Raw genomic sequence first — 17,380 nt, 5'->3', positions numbered from 1 at the left:
CCGCCCCGATCATGGCGCCGAGGCCCTTGCCCGCACGCTTGAGCGGCGCCGTGCGCCACGCGTTCGCGGCGCAGTTCCGCTGGCTGGGGCGCCATCCGTTCGTGCCCGGCTGCGCGGGCACGCTCGTGGCCATCGCAATCGTCGCGCTGGCGTTCACGGGCTTCGCGCAACAGCGCGAGCAGGCGCTCGCGCACGCGCGGCAGACCTCCGAAACGCTGGTCTCGCTGATGTCCGCGCACCTCGAAAACAACTTCGGCGTCTACGATCTGATCCTCACCGACGCGCTCGATGCGATCCGCGATCCGCGCACGGCCGCGCTGCCGCCCGACCTGCGCCGCAAGCTCATCTTCAGCCGCGTGGCCGGCGCGTCCTATCTCGACGGCGCGCTCTATGTCGACGCGCAGGGCAAGATCGTCGAATCGCTCGATGGTCGCGACTACCCCAACGTCAATCTCGCCGATCGCGACTACTTCCGCGCCCAGCAGCGCAGCCGCTCGGTGGGCATGTACATCTCCGATCCGTTCCGCTCACGCGTGAACGAAGGCCAGTACGCGATCGGGCTCTCGCGCCGCGTGAGCGGCTACGACGGCGCATTCGGCGGCGTGGTGCTGCTCACGCTGCGGCTCGCGTATTTCCAGCAGTTGTTCAGCCGCATCGACGTGGGCAGCCGCGGCGCCGTCTTCATCATGCTCGACGACGGCATGCTGCTCGCGCGCAAGCCCTTTTCCGATTACGACGTGGGCACGAATCTCGCCTCGCAGCGGCAGATCGCGCCGATGCTCAAGTCGAGCGCCGGCACCTTCGTCGCGCGCGACGACGAGGACGGCACGACGCGCATCTACACCTGGCGGCGCGTGCCGCACACTTCGCTGATCGTGGCGGTGGCGCCCGCGCTCGACGACGCGCTCGCGCGCTGGCACCAGCGCGTGGCGCTCTACGTGCCGATGTCGCTCGCGTTCGGCGCGGTCGTCGCGCTCTCCTCGTGGCTGCTCGCGTTCGGCTTGCGCGCGCGCCTGCGCACGCAAGCCGAACTCGAACGGCTTTCGGTCACGGACGCCCTCACCAGCCTCGCGAACCGCCGCGCACTCGACCTGCGTCTCGTGAACGAATGGAACCGCGCACGCCGCGCAGAGGAGCCGCTCTCGATCCTCTTCATCGACATCGACCGCTTCAAGCTCTTCAACGACTTCTACGGACACGCGGTGGGCGACGAGGTGCTGGCCGCCGTGGCGCACGCGATCGAGGCCTGCGTGCATCGCGCAACCGACATGGCGGCGCGCTACGGCGGCGAGGAATTCGCGGTGGTGCTCTCGAACACGCCGCCCGAGGGCGCGCGCAAGATCGCCGAGCAGATCCGCGCGAACGTGCAGCGTCTCGGCATCGCGCACGGGCACAGCGAGCACGGCTCGGTGACGGTGAGCGTGGGCTGCGCGACCTGCACGCCGCGCGAAAGCACGGGCGCGCATGCGCTGTTGCGCGCCGCGGACGAAGAGCTCTACGCCGCGAAGCAGGCCGGCCGCAACCAGGTCAAGGCGAAGGCATTCGACGGCGCGCCGCCCGATCCGCGCAACGCGCTGGCCGAGGGCGGCGCGCAACCGGAAACGCAACCGGAAACGCAAACGGAAACGCAAACGGAAACGCAAGCGCCGCAGGCTAGTTCGGCGACTCCACCGGATCGTCGTTGAGCGTCTTCAGAAACGCGACGATGTCGCGGATATCGTCGTCGGTCATCGCGGGCTTGTCGCCGAACTTGCGGTCGAACGGCGCGTCCGTCACGTCCACGTTCTTGCGATACACCGCCGGAATATCGTCGTATTGCTCGATCTTGCCGTTCGCGCCGCGCGGATAGAACTTGCCCGGGTCGGTATTGCGCTCGTTGTAGAACGCCATCACGTGGTCGAGGTCGTGATAAATGCCGTTGTGGAAAAACACCGTGCGCGTGGCCGAATTGCGCAGCGTGGGCGTGAGGAACATCCCGCAATATTGCGTCTGGTTCGACATGTCCGCGCGAAACGGCCCGCACACGCCCAGATCGAAAAAGCGCGGGTTCTGGTTCTGCGCGAGCTTGCGGTTGCGCGGCACGCCGAGCGCCTCGTACTGATAGTCGGTGAACATCGGCGGCAGGCCGTCCTTGCCCGGCTTCGAGAGATGGCAGCCCGCGCAGTTCGCCTTGTCGGGATCGTTGAAGAGGCGCAGGCCATGCAGCTCGGCCCGCGTGAGGCGCGCGCGCCCTTCGAGCCAGCGATCGTACTTGCTGTTATACGGATGGAACGACGGGTCCTCGACCTGATAGCGCGAGATCGCGAACATCGCTTCGGAGACGAGCAGCTTGTGGTCGCCGAAGATTCGTGGTCCGAACAACTCGGTGAAGCGCTTTGCGTAGGACGCGTGCCCGAGCTTGCCCGCCACCGTATCGACGCTCGTGTTCGCCATCTCCACCGGGTTGAGCAACGGGCCGTAGGCCTGCTGCTGCAGCGTATCGGCGCGGCCGTCCCAGAACAGGCCGCCTTGCGGCACCATCTCGACCGAGGTCGAGGGACCGCCTGCCGTCTTCTGCGATTTCACCACGTCGGCCGAGGCCGTGGCTTGCTGCGCGAGCGTGGGGGCGTCGTCGTTCTCGCCCGCATCGGGGCCGATGCTGAAATTGGGCTGGCGATACAGATACATCAGCGAAGGCGGCGGACGATAGCCCTGCTGCGTCATCACGAGTCCGCCCTGCTGCACGTCGAGCCCGTTGGGCGGCCCGTAGGCGTGCCCGGGGCTATGGCACGACGCGCACGACTGCTTGCCCGAAGCCGAGAGCGCCGGATCGAAGAAGAGCTGCTTGCCGAGCTGGGCCATGGCTGAGAGCGGCGCCACGGGCGGCCGCTGCAATACGACCGGATGCGGATTCGCGCCCGTGAGGTTCTCGACGATGGCGCCCACGGGCGCGGGCACGTCGGCGGGAAAGGCCACGGCGTAGGCGCTGAAGCCCAGCGCCGCGATCGCGATGGCGGCAGCGGCGCGCAGCGCGAGGCGCGCGGGCCTGGCACTCGCGCGCGCCGCACGGGAAGCAGGAGACGACGAAGAGGAAAGCTCGGACATGTTGCGTTCTTCCCGGTCGATCACATCGCCGGCGCGGAGCTCAGCTGCGTGCCCTGCGCGCCGTCGAGATACAGGACCGGCAGATTGCCCTGGCCGCTGAAGTCGAACATGCCGCGCATGTCGCCTGCCGAGGCGTCGAACGAACCGCCGCCCAGACGCGTACCGCCGAGCCAGTTGTCTTCGACGAAGCGCACCACCGAGGCCTGGTCGATGAAGGTGTGATCCACATAGTTCGCCTTCGCCCACGGCGAGATCACGACGAACGGAATGCGCGTGCCCGGACCGCAGCGGCCATTGACGGGCGAGCCCGCGACGCCCTTCGGCTGCGCGCCGTTACCGCAAGCGCCGTTGCCGCTGAGCTGGTCGGCCGAGGCCATCGACGAATTCACGGGCGCCATGTACTGGTGGTCGTACCAGCCGTCCGAGTCGTCATAGGTCACGACCACGGCGGTGTTCTTCCAGTCGGGCTGCTGCATCAGGAAGTTCACGACCTTCGTGACGAACTGCTGCTCATCGAGCGGGTCCGAGTAGCCCGCATGCGCGTCCTGCGCGGCCGGCGCCTTCAGGAAGCTCACCGACGGGTAATTGCCGGCCTTCACGGCGGCGAAAAAGTCGTCGGTGTCGTACTGGTGGTTCGCGGGCTCGGCCGTCTTGCCGTCCGTTTCGAGGCTCGAACCGATCGCGGCCGTCGAGCTCGGGCGCGTGTGCTGCGGGTTCGCGGTCGACTTGAAGTACTGGAACCAGTTGTGGTGCGGAATGTAGTCGGCCGTGGCCGCGTTCACTGCCGTCGCGATCGTGCTGCGCTTGCAGCCCGTCGTGCCGTTCGCGTTGGTCGTCTGCAGGTTGAAGCCGCCCATGAAGCCGCCCCAGCTGATCTTCTGCGCGTTGAGCAGGTCGCCGATATTCTGCGCGTTGATCATGCCCGTGTCGGTCGTGCTCGAGCAGACGTCGTAGCCCGGATCGACGTCGTTGATCATCGTGAGGCCGCCCGCACCGTCATTAATGTAGTAGGACGAACTAGTTGCCGTGGCCGGCCGCTTCGACGAGAGCACGATCTGGAAGCCGTTGGTCTGCCCCGCCACCACTTCGAGCGCGCCGGGCGTGGACGGGCCATAGGTGGCGGTCCATGCGTTGTCGCTCATCGCGAACTTCTGCGCGTAGTTCCACAGCGCCGTGACCGTGTTGCCGTCGAAGTAGCCCATTACCTGGCCCTTCGTGCCGAACGCGCCTGCGCCGCCGCTCGTCGCGGTGCCGGTGTACTTCGGGAACAGGTCGAGCGCGCCGTTGTCGCCGGCCTGCTGCTCGGCCGTGTAGGCGTGATTCTGGTCGGCGGTGGCCGCCTGGGTGCGGTCGAGGCGGAACGGGTTCGCGGCGTCCGTGCCGTTGGCCGTGTTCGTGAAGTTCGGGTTGGCCGTGAGCAGCGTGCCCGAAAGACCGTTGACGGCCGGCGTACCCGAAGTGGCCGCGAAGGCCGGTTCGCCCGAGGGGTTCGTAGCGTTCGGATAGGTCGCGAAGTAGTGGTCGAACGAGACGTTCTCGCCGTAGATCACCACGAGGTGCTTGATCGGCGTGGCGGTCGCGAGCGCGTCCTGCGCGGACGTGGCCGTGGGCGCAGGCGTCGAGGCGGGGTTCGAATTGCTGCTGCCGCACGCGAACAGTGCGGCGGCGAGGCCCGCGCACGGCACGGCGAATAGTGCCCGGCGATACATGCGAGACATGTTGTGAGGCTCCGTCGATTCTTCGAATTGGTTTCAGAGTCCCGCCGACGCGTCAAATGCGTAAGGCCTTGCCGCCGCGCCATGCAGGTTCGTGCAGGTTCATGCAGTTCGATTTGCCAGACATCTGGGCGAGCGCATTTGAACACCTGAACATGACGACATGGCGACCATCTCATTTCATTAAACTTTCGCTTAATTTCATTTCGGAAAGAATTTGCTCACTCGGCGCAGGGTTGCGTTGCACTATTGCGCATGCGAGCTATAACGGAGGTGCAGCGCGGATGTTCTCTGCGCGCCCGCTCTTCCCTTCTTCTTGCGCCGCACCACGCTGCCCCGCCTCCCGAACCGGCGCAGGCGGGCTTGTGAGAAAGCGTTAGCTAACACGTCCGGCAGCCCGGCCTCTTGCGCCGGCATCCCGGCCTTCCACCCGAGTGCGCACGGCGCGGCGTTTCGCCGTGCGCACAGCGGGTCGTGTTTGGGTTTTGCCAGGGAAGGAGTGTTGAAATGAAGATTCGCTTGGCGTTGATCGCCGGCTGCGTGGCGGTACTGGCGGCCGGTGCGCCCGCAACGGCGCAATCGAAGGACGAGCCTGTTTCGCAGCAGCGCGCGCATCAGACGATGACCGATGACGCGGACGCTTCCGCCCAGGCCAGCACCGACATGTCGTATGGCGGCATGCCCGACACGCACAGCGTCTCGGGCCATCGCACAGGCAAGGCATGCTGGCCTCGTTCGGAGTGCGACGTATTTTTCGGGCAATAGGGGATGAGGGTGCGGCGCCGCTAGTCTCGCGGCGCCGCGTGCTTCACTGCACCGCGGTCTGCAGGAGCGCCGCCACGCGCTGCAAGGGCGCAAGCAAATCGGGCGCGATGGCATAGTGCGGCCCGAGCGTCTGCGTGACGTCGAGATAGTCGACGTTTGCGCGCCCTGCGTCGTCTTCCCAGATCACGAGCCGCAGCGGCAATTCGAGCGCCGCGTGCGGATTGGCCGCCATGACCGGCGTGCCCGCCTTCGGATTGCCGAACAGGATGAGCCGGGTGCGCCGCAACGTCAGGCCCGCGAGTTCGGCCGCCTCGCGCTGGTCCACGTCGGCGAACACGACGGCGCCCACGCGCTCGAGCGCCGTTTTGAGGCGCGCGATCGTCGTGTCGAAATCGTGGCTGCTCTTGAAGGTCAGAACAGCTGAAGGGTGCTGCCCGTGTTCGCTCATGGCAAGGCTCCTGGGTCGTCGAAAACGCGTGCCGGCTGCCCAGCCGGTAATGCGCGCGAACCGGCCCGGCTCCCGCGCGCTATCGCACTGTAGCCCCACTTTAGTTCATAACGCGCATGCACTGAAATGGCGCTGACGCGCGCCGCTCAACGCGTGCGCGCCGCGTGTCCACATCTCCCTCGCCCGGCGCTCAGAGCATCGGCGTGAGTTGCTGGACCTGCTGCGCGAAATGTTCGAGATCCGCGCCGTTCAACGCCGTGCGGATCGGCAGTTCGACCGTGAGCGGGTCCTGCGGCACGTGATCCACATGGACCTCGTAGTGCAGATGCGGCCCGGTCGCCCAGCCCGTCTTGCCCACGTAGCCGATTACCTGACCCTGGCGCACCTGGCTGCCCACGCGCAGCGCCTTCTCGAACCGCGAGAGATGCGCAAACGTCGTGGAGAATTCGCCGAAATTCCTGATCTTGATGACGCGGCCATAGCCCCGCTGCCAGCCCGCGAACGTCACCGTGCCCTGCGCGGTCGCGTGCACGGGCGTGCCCACGGGCGCGGCAAAATCGACGCCCTCGTGCGGCGCGAGGCGGTGCGTGAAGGGGTCGAGCCGGTTGGGCGAGAAGTCCGAGGAGATGCGCTTGTAGTCGAGCGGATAGCGCAGGAACGACGGTGCCGCCGGATGGCCATCGGCGCTGTAGTAGAACGCCTTGCCGTCGAGATTGCGATAGAGAAACAGGTCGTGTGCGTCCTTGCCGGTGGAAATGCGCATCGCGATGGGCGCATCGCCGGCGCCGGCTGCCGGGGCGGCGGTCTGCGCTGTTCCCGTCTTTCCCGCCGGACCGGCGGACGCGCTGGCCTGCGCCGCGCCGTTGCGGAACACGAGCCGCACCTCGCTGCCGGGCTGCAGATCGCGCCGGAAGTCGAGCCGCCCGGCGAGCGCGCGCGCGAGCTTCGCCGTCACTGCGGCGCTCACCCCCAACTGATCCGCCGTGGCCGCAAAGCTGCGGGTGACCTCGGCGGTCTCGACACGATAAGCGGGAACCGGAGCGACCACGGGCGCGGAAGCCGATGCGGCGACGTCCGGCGTAGCGATGCCGGAGACAGGATCGCGCGCGGCGCGATCGGGCATGTCGTCGGAGGCGTGCAGCGATATTTCGGCGTCGGGCCGCGGCATCTCGTGCGAGAGCCACGCCGTGCAGGCGGTGCTGAGGGCGGCAACGAGCATCGCTCTACCCGCGACTCCCTGGGCGGTCGTCGATACGAATTTGGGCATCTACGGATACAAAATCGGGTACGGCTGGCTGGCAGAAAGCCGCGCGCGCAGCACGCCGCTTTCGAAGAGACACCGGCGCCATTGCGGCACCGATGGGCGAAATACCCGAGGCTAAGGAAGTTTTCTTAAGCGAATCTTAAAATTGGTCAATACCGTTAATTCCCTCTTTTTGACAACCGATTTGCGGAAGTTCAATGGGGTTGCGCGCTTTGGCAGGACCCGTAAACCAGGCCTATATTGAAAACTACGGGATGGCCTTGCCATTTCGACGGGGTAACACACCGGCAGGAGAACGCAGCACACGGGACTAGAACAATGCAATCGGTCAGGGGTGACTGAAAGCAAGGAGTTCGGCATGAGCACTCCCTCAAGCCTGACCCTCGAAGGCAAACTCCGGCGCGACGCCGGAATCGTAGGGCTACTGTTTGCCAGCACAACCAGCATGATCGGCTCGGGCTGGCTGTTCGGCGCTTATCACGCCTCCCGCATCGCAGGACCGTACAGCATCGGCAGCTGGGTGCTCGGCGCCATCATCATCATGCTGATTGCGCTGTGCTTCGCCGAGCTCGCCGCCCTGTTCCCGCGCAGCGGCGCGCTGGTCCACATGAGCCACGCGAGCCACGGCGAAGGGCTCGGCCGCATCTGGTGCTGGCTGCTCTTTCTGGCCTATGTGCCGGTACCGGCCGTCGAGGCCGAGGCCATCGTCACCTACGCCAACAACTATCTGCCGTGGTTCATCCGCCCCGGAAGCTCTGGACTGCTAACGTTGACGGGGTTCGTCGCCTGCGCCGCGCTGCTCGGCGTGATGGCGCTCCTGAACCTGCTGGTCGTGCGCTGGCTCCTCAACGTGAACTCCACCATCACCTGGTGGAAGATCCTGGTGCCGCTCGTGACCATCGTGGGCTTGATCGCGGCGAGCACCCACTGGGACGTCATGCACGCGGCGCCCGGCACCTACAAGCTCTCCGGCATGTTCACGGCCTTGCCGGCCGCCGGCATCGTCTTCAGCTATCTGGGCTTTCGCACGGCCATCGACCTGGGCGGCGAAACCGCCAACCCGCACCGCGATATCCCGCTTGCCGTGGTGGGCGCCGTGGTGCTGGCCGCCGTCATCTACATCCTGCTCCAGGTCGCGTTCATCATGGCGCTCGCGCCCGGCGACCTCGCGCACGGCTGGGCGCAACTGAGCTTCAAGGGCGAAATGGGTCCGTTCGCCGGCCTCGCGGCCACGCTCGGGCTCGGCTGGATGGCGACGCTGCTCTATATCGACGCCTATGTCTCGCCGGGCGGCACCGGCCTCATGTACGTGACGGGCGGCTCGCGCGTCTTGTTCGCCGCCGGTGAAATGAACGCGGGCCCGCGCGCGCTCACGCGTCTGAACGGCAACAAGATTCCGTGGCTCAGCGTGCTCGCGATGTGGGTGGTCGGCGTGCTGTTTCTGCTGCCCTTCCCGGCGTGGCAGCAGATGGTCAGCTACATCACCTCGATCACCGTGCTGACCTATGGCCTCGGTCCCGTCGCGCTCATGGTCCTGCGGCGCAATCTGCCGGACCTCCAGCGGCCGTTCCGCATGCGCGGCGCCGGCGTCGTCGCTCCGCTCGCGTTCATCTGCAGCAATCTCATCATCTACTGGACGGGGTTCAAGACCAATAACTTCCTGTTCCTGCTGGTGGCGATCGGCTTCGTGATTTACGCGCTCCACTACCACTTCGTTGCGCGCCGCAGCGTTCACGACTTCGGCTGGCGCCACATCGCGTGGCTGCTGCCGTGGTTCGGCGGCCTGTGGCTGCTGTCGTGGCTCGGCGGCATCGGCGGCGGGCGCGGGGTGATCGGCTTCGGCTGGGACATTCTCGTCGTCACGCTCTGGAGCATCGTGGTGCTCGTGCTCGCGCTGCGCAGCTCGCTCGATGCAACCGGCACGTCGGCAATGATGGCGCAGATGAATCAAACCAGTTAGGTTCGCCCCGGGGCGGCGGTGGCGTGCGCCGCGCGCCGCCGCCCCGATACGTGATCGGTGACGCGATAGCAATCATCAGGATTACAAACTTTGTGGGCGTCCATGCAACGATCGAAATACCCCCTGCGCAGAGGGCTCGCGACGGATTGGCCGCATCTATCATGCAGCAAGTCTTACGCTTTTCTCTCACCCAGGAGCGAGCAATGCCCACCGGACTACTCACCCGCGGCGCGATCGATCGGCTGGTTCTTTCCCCCGCGGAGCAGGAAGCAATCAAGCACTTTCTCGACAACGACCACCCCGCGACCGCCAGCAGCCAGCCGATCGCCAATAAGCTCCGCGAGGTGGCCCTCGGCCTCGGATACTCGGACCATCAGCTCGCCAACCAGAACCTGCTCCGGCAAATCGCGCAACTCTTGTTCCGCCGGTTTTGCGGCGTGGCCGATACGCCCCGGCAGACGAGCGGCACGCACCCGCTCGCCTATGGCACGCCGATCGGCCGCTGGACGCGCGGTAATCTCTCGATCAGCGTCGACGCGACCGGCTGCAAGGGAGTCACGGCCGCAGACGTCGATCAACTGACGTGGGACGCGTACATGCAATATCAGGCGGTCTGTCCTTTCTTTTCGTTCCGTCACGTTGATAGCGGCGGGGACCTGCACCTCAAGTTCGGCGACTCTTCGCTCGACTCGCGGCTCGGCAATGGCGCCATCGGCGTGGGCGCGGCGCCGCCGCATGGAGATCTCTACCTCGACATCGGCGCGATATGGACCCCTGACTTGTTGCTTGCCGTCCTGCTCCACGAGGCCGGGCATACGCTCGGGCTTGGTCACTCGACGTCGCGCAAGGCCTTGATGTATCCGGCCGCGCCATTGACGCGCGTGCTCGACCCCGAAACGATCGAAGCGATCCGCAGCCTCTACGACTGGCAGCCGCAGATCCCGCTGCCGAATCGCGCGTCGTCGCATGCGCCGTCGATGGCCAATGTCACGCAGCCTGCGCTGTTCGGCCCCGCATCGGAAACCTTGTACATGGCCTGGAAAGGCACCGTGGGCGATTCGGGCCTCTACTTCGCATCGAGCGCGGACGGCGTCGCATGGACGCCGCAGCAGAAAATCCCCAATACGGGCTCTTCGCATGGGCCTTCGCTGGTTGCTTATCATCCTCCCTCGGCCGCCGGCACCTTGCGCGCGGGACTCTTCATGGCCTGGAAAGGCGTGGGCGACGATCACAACATCTACTGGGCCCGCAACCCCGCGCTCACGGGATGGACGGGTCAGCAACGCATCGCGGTCGGCACCAGTGAGCGGCCTGCGCTCGTCGAGTTCGGCGGGACGCTCGTGCTGGCCTGGAAGGGCTTGCCCGGCGACTCCGGCATTTACTGGTCGACCTTCGACGGTGCGAACGCGTGGTCGCCCCAGCAGTTGATCGCGGGCCGCGGGACGTCTTCCGGTCCCGCCCTGGCGGTCTATAACGGAGAACTGCACATGTTCTGGAAAGGCGTTAGCGGCGACAACAATGCCTGGCACGCGCGCCTCGTGGACCCGGCAAACCGCATCTGGGGGCCGCAGGAAAAAATCGCCTTCATCGACGCCGGCGATCTGAGTTCCGGAGAAACGCCGGTCCCGATCGGCACCAGCGATGCGCTCGTGGCGACCCAGCGCGGCAACGAGCTCGTCCTCGCATGGAAAGGCATCCCCGGCGATCACGCGCTCTGGTTCTCGCGCTATCGCGATGGCGAGTTCTCGGGGCAAATGAGCGTGCCGAACGTCGGCAGCGAAGCCGGTCCGGCCATCGCGCTGCTGGGCGGCAAGCTGGTGCTCGCATGGCGTGGCATCGGCGACGATCACAACCTGTGGATGTCGAGCCTCGGCTGACGATGCAAAGGCCGACGACGCAAAGCGCCGCGTGATGGCTCCGCTCCGGCGCCATCACGCAGAAGCCTGGGCACAAAAAACGCCTCTCAGTTCGCCGCGATTGTGAACATCGAGCTTGCGGTAGAGTTTGCGCACGTGATCGATCACTGTGCTTTCGCGCACGTCGAGCAGCCTCGCGATCTCGCCATAGCTCCGGCCCGCGATCATGTGCAGGCAAATCTGTCTTTGCCGCTCGCTCAGGCCCAGTTCGAAGCCGCGATTTTCGACAGCCAGTGCGAGCGGCGGAAAATGCTCGATATGAATGGCGATCGCGAGGCCATGCACGCAGGTCTCGTCGGGATCGAAGCGATAGGCCTTGAACACGAAACGCCCCGCCGCGCAGCGCCGTTCGAGCACGGCCGGCGGCACCGCGACTCCTTGCCATAAGCGGTTGAACGTACCGCGCAGCGGCGAGAGCCAGTCGGGCAGGCGCGCCTCGACGCGCGCGAGGCCCGGTGCGCCGCCCGCCAGCCAGAGCAGCCTCGAGCCTTCCGCACTGCGCAGCAAGACCTTGCCTGTTTCGTCGGCCACCACAATGGCGCTGCTCGCGAGCTCGGCGTCGTGCACGGAAATTTGCTCTGGACTACGAAGCGCATGCGCGATGTGACGCGATAGCGGGCGAATGTCGGCGTGATTGCGCGCGGTGAATGGGCTGCCGCCAGGCGGCCGCGCCAGTTGCAGACTGCCCCAGCCCCGGCGCCCGTCGCTGGCCGTCAGCTCCAGACTATGGCGGATGCCCGTGGGCTGCCATAGCTCGCCATACATCGTGCTGCCCGGCAATGCGTCGTCGAACTGGAGGCTGTTTTCATATCCCCTGCCACGCCGCATGGCCGTTTGAAAATCGACGCCGAGCACTTCCTGATTGCTCGTGTTGTGGATCTGGGCGAAGTAGACCGGCATCACGTCGAGCACGGCCTGGTTCTCGCTGTACACGTCCGCGAGGCCGAAATGCTCGTCCGCGTAAAAGAACATGGCCCATTCGGCGCCCGCGATTTTGCGCAGCGCTTCGGTCACATGGGGAATCACCAGATGCGGATCGCATCCCAGAGAGCACAGGCGCCGAACATGGCCAGACAATGCGACATGCTTGTTCGACATTGCGCCTCTCTTCGTCGCACGCCCGCAGGACCCGCCGAACCTGCCGGAAGCGTCGGCGCTCCGGCAACACTCTCGTTGTAGTACAAAAGTGAGCTAACCGATAGCAGATTGTAATTTTATAGCCTCGGCATCGAGCAGCGCGCGCAGCCTCACCTGATCGCCGCTCACCACCCCCGGCGACGACGACAACATCCGCTGCGCGCGCGGCTCGTGATCGTGAATCGTCGAGCGCACCAGCGGATAGATCTGCGTATCCCAGCGATAGCCGTTGAACACGCCGTAATGGCCCACGCCCGTCTGCACGTGGTGCGTCTTCATGTACGGGCGCAGCCCCGAGCAGAGATCCTGGGCGGCCACAGTCTGCCCCACGGCGCAGATATCGTCCTTCTCGCCTTCGACGGTCAGCAGCGCGGTGCGCCGGATCGCATGCGGCTCCACAAGGCGCTCGCCCACCTTGAGCTTGCCGAGCGGCAGCGCGTATTGCTGAAACACCGAGCTCACGGTTTCCAGATAGAACTCGGCGGTCAGGTCCGAGGTGGCGAAATACTCGCGGTAGAACACGTTGATGGCATCGGCTTTCGCGGGGTCGCCCTTCGTGCGCTCGTGGCGCATCTGCTCGAAGGACGCGAGATGGCGCTCGAGGTTCATCGACATGAACGCGCCGAGCTGCACGAAGCCCGGATACACGCGCCGCTGCGCGCCCGCAAAACCGCCCGGCACCGCGCTGATGAGGTTGCGCTCGAACCATTCGATCGGCCGGCTGCTGGCGAGCTCGTTGACCCGCGTGGGATTCACGCGGCAGTCGATGGGGCCGGCCATCAGCGTCATGCTCGCGGGCTGCGCGGGATCGTTGTCGGCGGCCATCAGCGAGACGGCCGCCAGCGCGGCGACGGTCGGCTGGCAGATCGCCACCAGGTGGGCGTCGGGACCGATCCTGCGGATGAACGACACCACGTGCCCGACATATTCGTCGAAGCCGAAGCGCCCCGCCGAGAGCGGCACGTCGCGCGGGTTATGCCAGTCGGTGATATAGACGTCGTGATCGGCGAGCATGGTGCGCACCGTGCCGCGCAGCAGCGTCGCGAAGTGCCCCGACATCGGCGCGACCAGCAGCACGCGCGGCTGCGGGGCCGCGACGTCCTTGCGAAAATGCAGCAGCGAGGCGAACGGCGTGCGCTTCACCACCTCTTCCGTCACGGGCACACGCACGCCGTCCACCTGCACGGAGTCGATGCCGAACGGCAGACGCGCGTGCGAGAGTCCCGCCAGCTCGATCTGCTCCCAGCAGGCGGCGAGATAACGCGCGTCGAATCCGCAGGCGAATGCGGGCCACGCCGCGAGCGCCGCGCGCGCGAACGAAGCGGCGGCGCGCCAGGGCCGCATCAGGTCGGTGACCGCCTGATAGGCCGGATAGGCAAGCAGGTTCATGGCTCAAATCCCGATCCGGTTGAACGCGAACCCGTAAAGGCAATAGGCATGCCAGAGGCGCGTGCCGTTGGCACGATTGGGCGCCATTGGCACGGCGCTTGCACCTTGTCGGGCGCGTCGTGGGCCGCTTTCGTACGCATGAAAGCCCTGGCCGTGGCGGCACGCATATGAAGCGCCACGCACGAGGCAACGTCCGGGGCAATCGCTGGTGCAACACGCGCTCGCTTCGTGCTGCAAAGCAGTGCAGCCGCTGGCCTTCGAGGTGCATGGCGCGCGCGATGTCCCCGTCCGGTGCATGCCTGCGCCCTGCGCCCTGCGCGTCGCGTCCGACTGCGTCCTTTCCGTTCGGGAGCCCTGCATGAATCACCCCACTACGACCTTGACGATCAGCAGTCGAAACTATTCGTCGTGGTCCCTGCGCGGCTGGCTGCTCGCCAAACTCGCGGGCCTCGAATTCGAAACGGTCGCCGTGCCGATCGACGATGCGGCCGCGCGCGCCGAACTGCTGCTGCTCTCGCCTTCGATTCTCGTGCCCTGCCTGCGCCACGACGGCATCGAAGTCTGGGACACGCTCGCGATCTGCGAATACCTCAACGAAATCCAGCCGCAGGCGCGCCTGCTCCCCGCGGAGCGCAATGCACGCGCGCACTGCCGGTCGGTCTGCGGGGAAATGCATTCGGGCTTCGGCGCGCTACGCTCGGCACTGCCGATGAACCTGCGCGCCCACTTTCCGGATTTCCGCATCTGGTCGCGCGCGCAGGACGACATCGAGCGCATCGTCACGATCTGGCGCGACTGTCTGCAACAGTACGGCGGGCCCTGGCTCTTTGGCGAGATCGGCGCCGCCGACGCGATGTACGCCCCCGTCGTCACGCGCCTGCTCACCTACGACGTGCCGATCGCGCCCGACATCGCCGACTACTGCATGCGCATGCTCAAGCAGCCCTATATGGCCGAGTGGATCGCGGCGGCGCGCGCGGAAACCGAAGACATCGACGAACTCGACATGGAGTTCTGAGCCGCCATGCAGCGCAACGCACCGCGGCGGTGCGTCCACATGCACGCGAATGGCACCCGAATGGCGCCCGATCAAGGGAAATGGCCCGCTTTTATCCACTGCCGATGCACTCATCTGCACGCCCATGCACGGTTATGCACAAGGCACGGACCTTGCATTGAAACGTCTACGCCGGACCGGCAAAGCACTGCCGGAGCGAAAGACGGAGAACATCAATGAAGCCTTTCGACGAAATGCTGCAAACCGGCGATACCGTGCGCACCCCGTACTCCGGGCTCAAGCAGTGGCTGGACGCCCAGGACGCCGTGGACCTCGCCCGCAAGGCGCACGACGCGGAAGCCGTATTCCGCCGCACCGGCATCACGTTCGCGGTCTATGGCGACGCCGAGGCCGCCGAACGGCTGATTCCGTTCGACATCGTGCCGCGCATCCTCTCCAGCCAGGAGTGGGCGCGGCTCGCGCAAGGCATCGAGCAGCGCGTGATGGCGCTCAACGCGTTTCTCGACGATATCTATCATCGTCAGGAAATCGTTCGCGCGGGCATCGTGCCCAAGCAACTGATCGCGTGCAACGACGCGTTTCTCCCCGAGATGATCGACTTCCGGCCACCCGGTGGCGTCTATACGCACATCATCGGCGTCGACATCGTGCGCACCGGCGAAAACCAGTTCCACGTGCTGGAAGACAACGCGCGCACGCCATCGGGCGTCTCGTACATGCTCGAAAACCGCGAAACGATGATGCAACTGTTTCCCGAGCTGTTCCAGCGCGTGAAGGTGCGGCCCGTCGAGACCTATCCGCAGTTGCTGCGCCAGTCGCTCGCCAGTGTCTGCCCGCCTGGCGGCAATGCCGATAACCCGACTGTCGCGGTGCTAACGCCCGGCATCCATAATTCGGCCTACTACGAACATGCGTTTCTCGCGGACCAGATGGGCGTGCATCTGGTCGAGGGCAGCGATCTGCAGGTGATCGACGGCCGCGTCGCGATGCGCACGACCGAGGGCTATCGTCCGATCGACGTGCTGTACCGCCGTCTCGACGACGCGTTTCTCGATCCGCTCACGTTCCGCCCCGATTCGGTGCTCGGCGTCCCCGGCATCATGGACGTCTACCGCGCCGGCAACGTGACGATCGCGAATGCGCCGGGCACCGGCATCGCCGACGACAAGGCGATCTACTCGTACATGCCCGAGATCGTCGAGTTCTACACGGGGCGCAAGGCGCTGCTCGAAAACGTCCCCACGTGGCGCTGCGCGGAGGCGGACAGCCTCAAGTACGTGCTCGAGCATCTCGACGAACTGGTCGTGAAGGAGGTGCATGGCTCGGGCGGCTACGGCATGCTCGTGGGCCCCGCCGCCACGCGCGACGAGCTCGGCGCCTTCGCCGCGAAGCTGCGCGCGCATCCATCCAACTACATCGCGCAACCCACCCTCGCGCTCTCCACGACGCCGATTCTGACCGAGCGCGGGCTCGCGCCCCGGCACGTCGATCTGCGCCCGTTCGTGCTCGTGTCGGACCGGATCCGCATCACGCCCGGCGGGCTCACGCGCGTCGCGCTGAAGGAGGGCTCGCTCGTCGTCAATTCGAGCCAGGGCGGCGGCACCAAGGACACCTGGGTGCTCGCGGAGTGAAGGCGCATGGCGCGGCGGGTCGTCGTGCATGGCCGGCCTTCGGGGCTGTCGTGCACGCGACTACAACGCGGCGCACGCGAGAACAACGAATTTGGGGAGTAGTCCGAAATGCTACTTGGACGCACGGCAAGCGGTCTTTACTGGATGTATCGCTATATCGAGCGCGCGGAGAACACCGCGCGCATTGTCGACGCGGGCCTGCGCATGGCGCTCACCAGCACGTCGGACGCGCCGGCCCAGTGGTCGTCGGTGCTCGTGAGCTCGGGCGCGGACACCGGCTATTGCGAGAAATACGGCAACTACGCGGCCGAGACCGTCACCGACTATCTGCTGCGCGATCGCGACAACGCGTCGAGCGTGCTTTCGTGCATCGAGTTCGCGCGCTCGAACGCGCGCATGGTGCGCACCGCGCTCACGCGCGAAGCGTGGGAAAGCGTCAACGGCGCGTGGCTCTCGATCAAGCGCGCGCTCGCGCCGCCCATCGCGTCGAGCAACCTGCCCGCGATCCTCGACGAGATCAAGCGCGAAACCGCGCTGATACTGGGCAGTTTCTACAGCACGATGCTGCGCAACGAGATCTTCGATTTCGCGCAGATCGGCGCCTTCGTCGAGCGCGCCGACAACACCGCGCGCATCCTCGACGTGAAGTATCACCTGCTGCTGCCGTCGGTCTCGCACGTCGGCACGATGCTCGACAACTACCAGTGGGAGTCGATTCTGCGCTCGGTCGCCGCGCACCGTTCGTACCGCTGGGTGTACGACGTTCAGTACCGCTCGATCAATATTGCCGACTACCTCATCCTCAACAACCGGATGCCGCGCTCGCTGCGCTATTGCTATGGCCGCGTCGTATCGAGCCTCGATTATCTCGCGCGCGACTACGGCACGACGCACGGCTGCCACGCAACGGCCGCGAGGATCCTGAGAATGCTGGCCGACAACAGTATCGAGCGCGTTTTCAAGAGCGGTCTGCACGAATTCCTGACCGACTTCATCAGCCGCAACAACAGTCTCGGCATCGAGATCGCGCAAGCGTACAACTTCGATTGAGGG

Annotated in this window: 13 protein-coding genes; 7 read left to right on the top strand and 6 right to left on the bottom strand. The window is 65.9% G+C overall.

Annotated features, from left to right (window positions below; genetic code table 11):
• Nucleotides 1-26 precede the first annotated feature (26 nt).
• Nucleotides 27-1,685, top strand: a complete 1,659-nt coding sequence (locus U5775_RS10085; protein ID WP_322057992.1) for a sensor domain-containing diguanylate cyclase — start codon at nt 27-29, stop codon at nt 1,683-1,685.
• On the opposite strand, the gene U5775_RS10080 is transcribed toward U5775_RS10085, so the two are convergent.
• Both U5775_RS10080 and U5775_RS10075 read right to left on the bottom strand, forming a co-directional pair.
• Nucleotides 1,654-3,084, bottom strand: a complete 1,431-nt coding sequence (locus tag U5775_RS10080) for a cytochrome-c peroxidase (protein ID WP_322057991.1) — start codon at nt 3,082-3,084, stop codon at nt 1,654-1,656. The genes U5775_RS10085 and U5775_RS10080 overlap by 32 nt on opposite strands.
• A gap of 20 nt (nt 3,085-3,104) precedes the next feature.
• Nucleotides 3,105-4,793, bottom strand: a complete 1,689-nt coding sequence (locus tag U5775_RS10075; RefSeq protein WP_322058151.1) for an alkaline phosphatase family protein — start codon at nt 4,791-4,793, stop codon at nt 3,105-3,107.
• A 513-nt stretch (nt 4,794-5,306) separates the two neighbouring features.
• Here U5775_RS10075 and U5775_RS10070 point away from each other — a divergent pair.
• The gene (locus U5775_RS10070; RefSeq protein WP_322057990.1) at nt 5,307-5,564 is read left to right on the top strand and encodes a hypothetical protein; all 258 of its coding nucleotides are present in this window, start codon (nt 5,307-5,309) and stop codon (nt 5,562-5,564) included.
• Nucleotides 5,565-5,607: 43 nt separating this feature from the next.
• On the opposite strand, the gene U5775_RS10065 is transcribed toward U5775_RS10070, so the two are convergent.
• Together U5775_RS10065 and U5775_RS10060 are read right to left on the bottom strand one after the other, a co-directional pair.
• Nucleotides 5,608-6,012, bottom strand: a complete 405-nt coding sequence (locus U5775_RS10065; RefSeq protein WP_322057989.1) for a DUF302 domain-containing protein — start codon at nt 6,010-6,012, stop codon at nt 5,608-5,610.
• A 190-nt stretch (nt 6,013-6,202) separates the two neighbouring features.
• The gene (locus U5775_RS10060; RefSeq protein ID WP_322057988.1) at nt 6,203-7,231 is read right to left on the bottom strand and encodes a M23 family metallopeptidase; all 1,029 of its coding nucleotides are present in this window, start codon (nt 7,229-7,231) and stop codon (nt 6,203-6,205) included.
• Nucleotides 7,232-7,634: 403 nt separating this feature from the next.
• Between U5775_RS10060 and U5775_RS10055 the strand changes: the two genes are divergently transcribed.
• Both U5775_RS10055 and U5775_RS10050 read left to right on the top strand, forming a co-directional pair.
• The gene (locus tag U5775_RS10055) at nt 7,635-9,236 is read left to right on the top strand and encodes an APC family permease (protein ID WP_322057987.1); all 1,602 of its coding nucleotides are present in this window, start codon (nt 7,635-7,637) and stop codon (nt 9,234-9,236) included.
• Between the two features lie 203 nt (nt 9,237-9,439).
• Complete coding sequence (locus U5775_RS10050) at nt 9,440-11,113, top strand: matrixin family metalloprotease (protein WP_322057986.1); 1,674 nt, start codon at nt 9,440-9,442, stop codon at nt 11,111-11,113.
• A 54-nt stretch (nt 11,114-11,167) separates the two neighbouring features.
• Here U5775_RS10050 and U5775_RS10045 read toward each other — a convergent pair whose 3' ends face one another.
• Together U5775_RS10045 and U5775_RS10040 are read right to left on the bottom strand one after the other, a co-directional pair.
• A complete protein-coding gene (locus U5775_RS10045) occupies nt 11,168-12,250 on the bottom strand; it encodes a helix-turn-helix transcriptional regulator (RefSeq protein ID WP_322057985.1) in 1,083 nt (360 codons plus the stop codon).
• Between the two features lie 93 nt (nt 12,251-12,343).
• Nucleotides 12,344-13,678 carry a polyhydroxyalkanoate depolymerase gene (locus tag U5775_RS10040; protein ID WP_322057984.1) on the bottom strand — a complete coding sequence of 445 codons (1,335 nt, stop codon included), beginning with the start codon at nt 13,676-13,678 and terminating at the stop codon, nt 12,344-12,346.
• A gap of 358 nt (nt 13,679-14,036) precedes the next feature.
• On the opposite strand from U5775_RS10040, the gene U5775_RS10035 reads away from it, so the two are divergent.
• The 3 genes from U5775_RS10035 (at nt 14,037) to U5775_RS10025 (ending at nt 17,377) form a co-directional block, all read left to right on the top strand.
• Complete coding sequence (locus tag U5775_RS10035) at nt 14,037-14,696, top strand: glutathione S-transferase family protein (protein ID WP_322057983.1); 660 nt, start codon at nt 14,037-14,039, stop codon at nt 14,694-14,696.
• A 215-nt stretch (nt 14,697-14,911) separates the two neighbouring features.
• Nucleotides 14,912-16,327 (top strand): circularly permuted type 2 ATP-grasp protein, encoded by a 1,416-nt coding sequence (locus tag U5775_RS10030; protein ID WP_322057982.1) that lies wholly within the window; start codon nt 14,912-14,914, stop codon nt 16,325-16,327.
• Nucleotides 16,328-16,435: 108 nt separating this feature from the next.
• Nucleotides 16,436-17,377: an alpha-E domain-containing protein gene (locus tag U5775_RS10025; protein ID WP_322057981.1), complete on the top strand. Its 942-nt coding sequence runs from the start codon at nt 16,436-16,438 to the stop codon at nt 17,375-17,377.
• Nucleotides 17,378-17,380 lie beyond the last annotated feature (3 nt).

This window comes from Paraburkholderia sp. J63, assembly GCF_905220245.1.
Lineage (GTDB): Bacteria > Pseudomonadota > Gammaproteobacteria > Burkholderiales > Burkholderiaceae > Paraburkholderia.
This window is presented reverse-complemented; position numbering and strand designations above follow the sequence as displayed.

Excerpts from the sequence above, each read along its gene's own strand:
- U5775_RS10080 (WP_322057991.1), bottom strand. The coding sequence starts at position 3,084 with ATGTCCGAGCTTTCCTCTTCGTCGTCTCCTGCTTCCCGTGCGGCGCGC.
- U5775_RS10075 (WP_322058151.1), bottom strand. The coding sequence starts at position 4,793 with ATGTATCGCCGGGCACTATTCGCCGTGCCGTGCGCGGGCCTCGCCGCC.
- U5775_RS10070 (WP_322057990.1), top strand. The coding sequence starts at position 5,307 with ATGAAGATTCGCTTGGCGTTGATCGCCGGCTGCGTGGCGGTACTGGCG.
- U5775_RS10065 (WP_322057989.1), bottom strand. The coding sequence starts at position 6,012 with ATGAGCGAACACGGGCAGCACCCTTCAGCTGTTCTGACCTTCAAGAGC.
- U5775_RS10060 (WP_322057988.1), bottom strand. The coding sequence starts at position 7,231 with ATGCTCGTTGCCGCCCTCAGCACCGCCTGCACGGCGTGGCTCTCGCAC.
- U5775_RS10055 (WP_322057987.1), top strand. The coding sequence starts at position 7,635 with ATGAGCACTCCCTCAAGCCTGACCCTCGAAGGCAAACTCCGGCGCGAC.
- U5775_RS10050 (WP_322057986.1), top strand. The coding sequence starts at position 9,440 with ATGCCCACCGGACTACTCACCCGCGGCGCGATCGATCGGCTGGTTCTT.
- U5775_RS10045 (WP_322057985.1), bottom strand. The coding sequence starts at position 12,250 with ATGTCGAACAAGCATGTCGCATTGTCTGGCCATGTTCGGCGCCTGTGC.
- U5775_RS10040 (WP_322057984.1), bottom strand. The coding sequence starts at position 13,678 with ATGAACCTGCTTGCCTATCCGGCCTATCAGGCGGTCACCGACCTGATG.
- U5775_RS10035 (WP_322057983.1), top strand. The coding sequence starts at position 14,037 with ATGAATCACCCCACTACGACCTTGACGATCAGCAGTCGAAACTATTCG.
- U5775_RS10030 (WP_322057982.1), top strand. The coding sequence starts at position 14,912 with ATGAAGCCTTTCGACGAAATGCTGCAAACCGGCGATACCGTGCGCACC.
- U5775_RS10025 (WP_322057981.1), top strand. The coding sequence starts at position 16,436 with ATGCTACTTGGACGCACGGCAAGCGGTCTTTACTGGATGTATCGCTAT.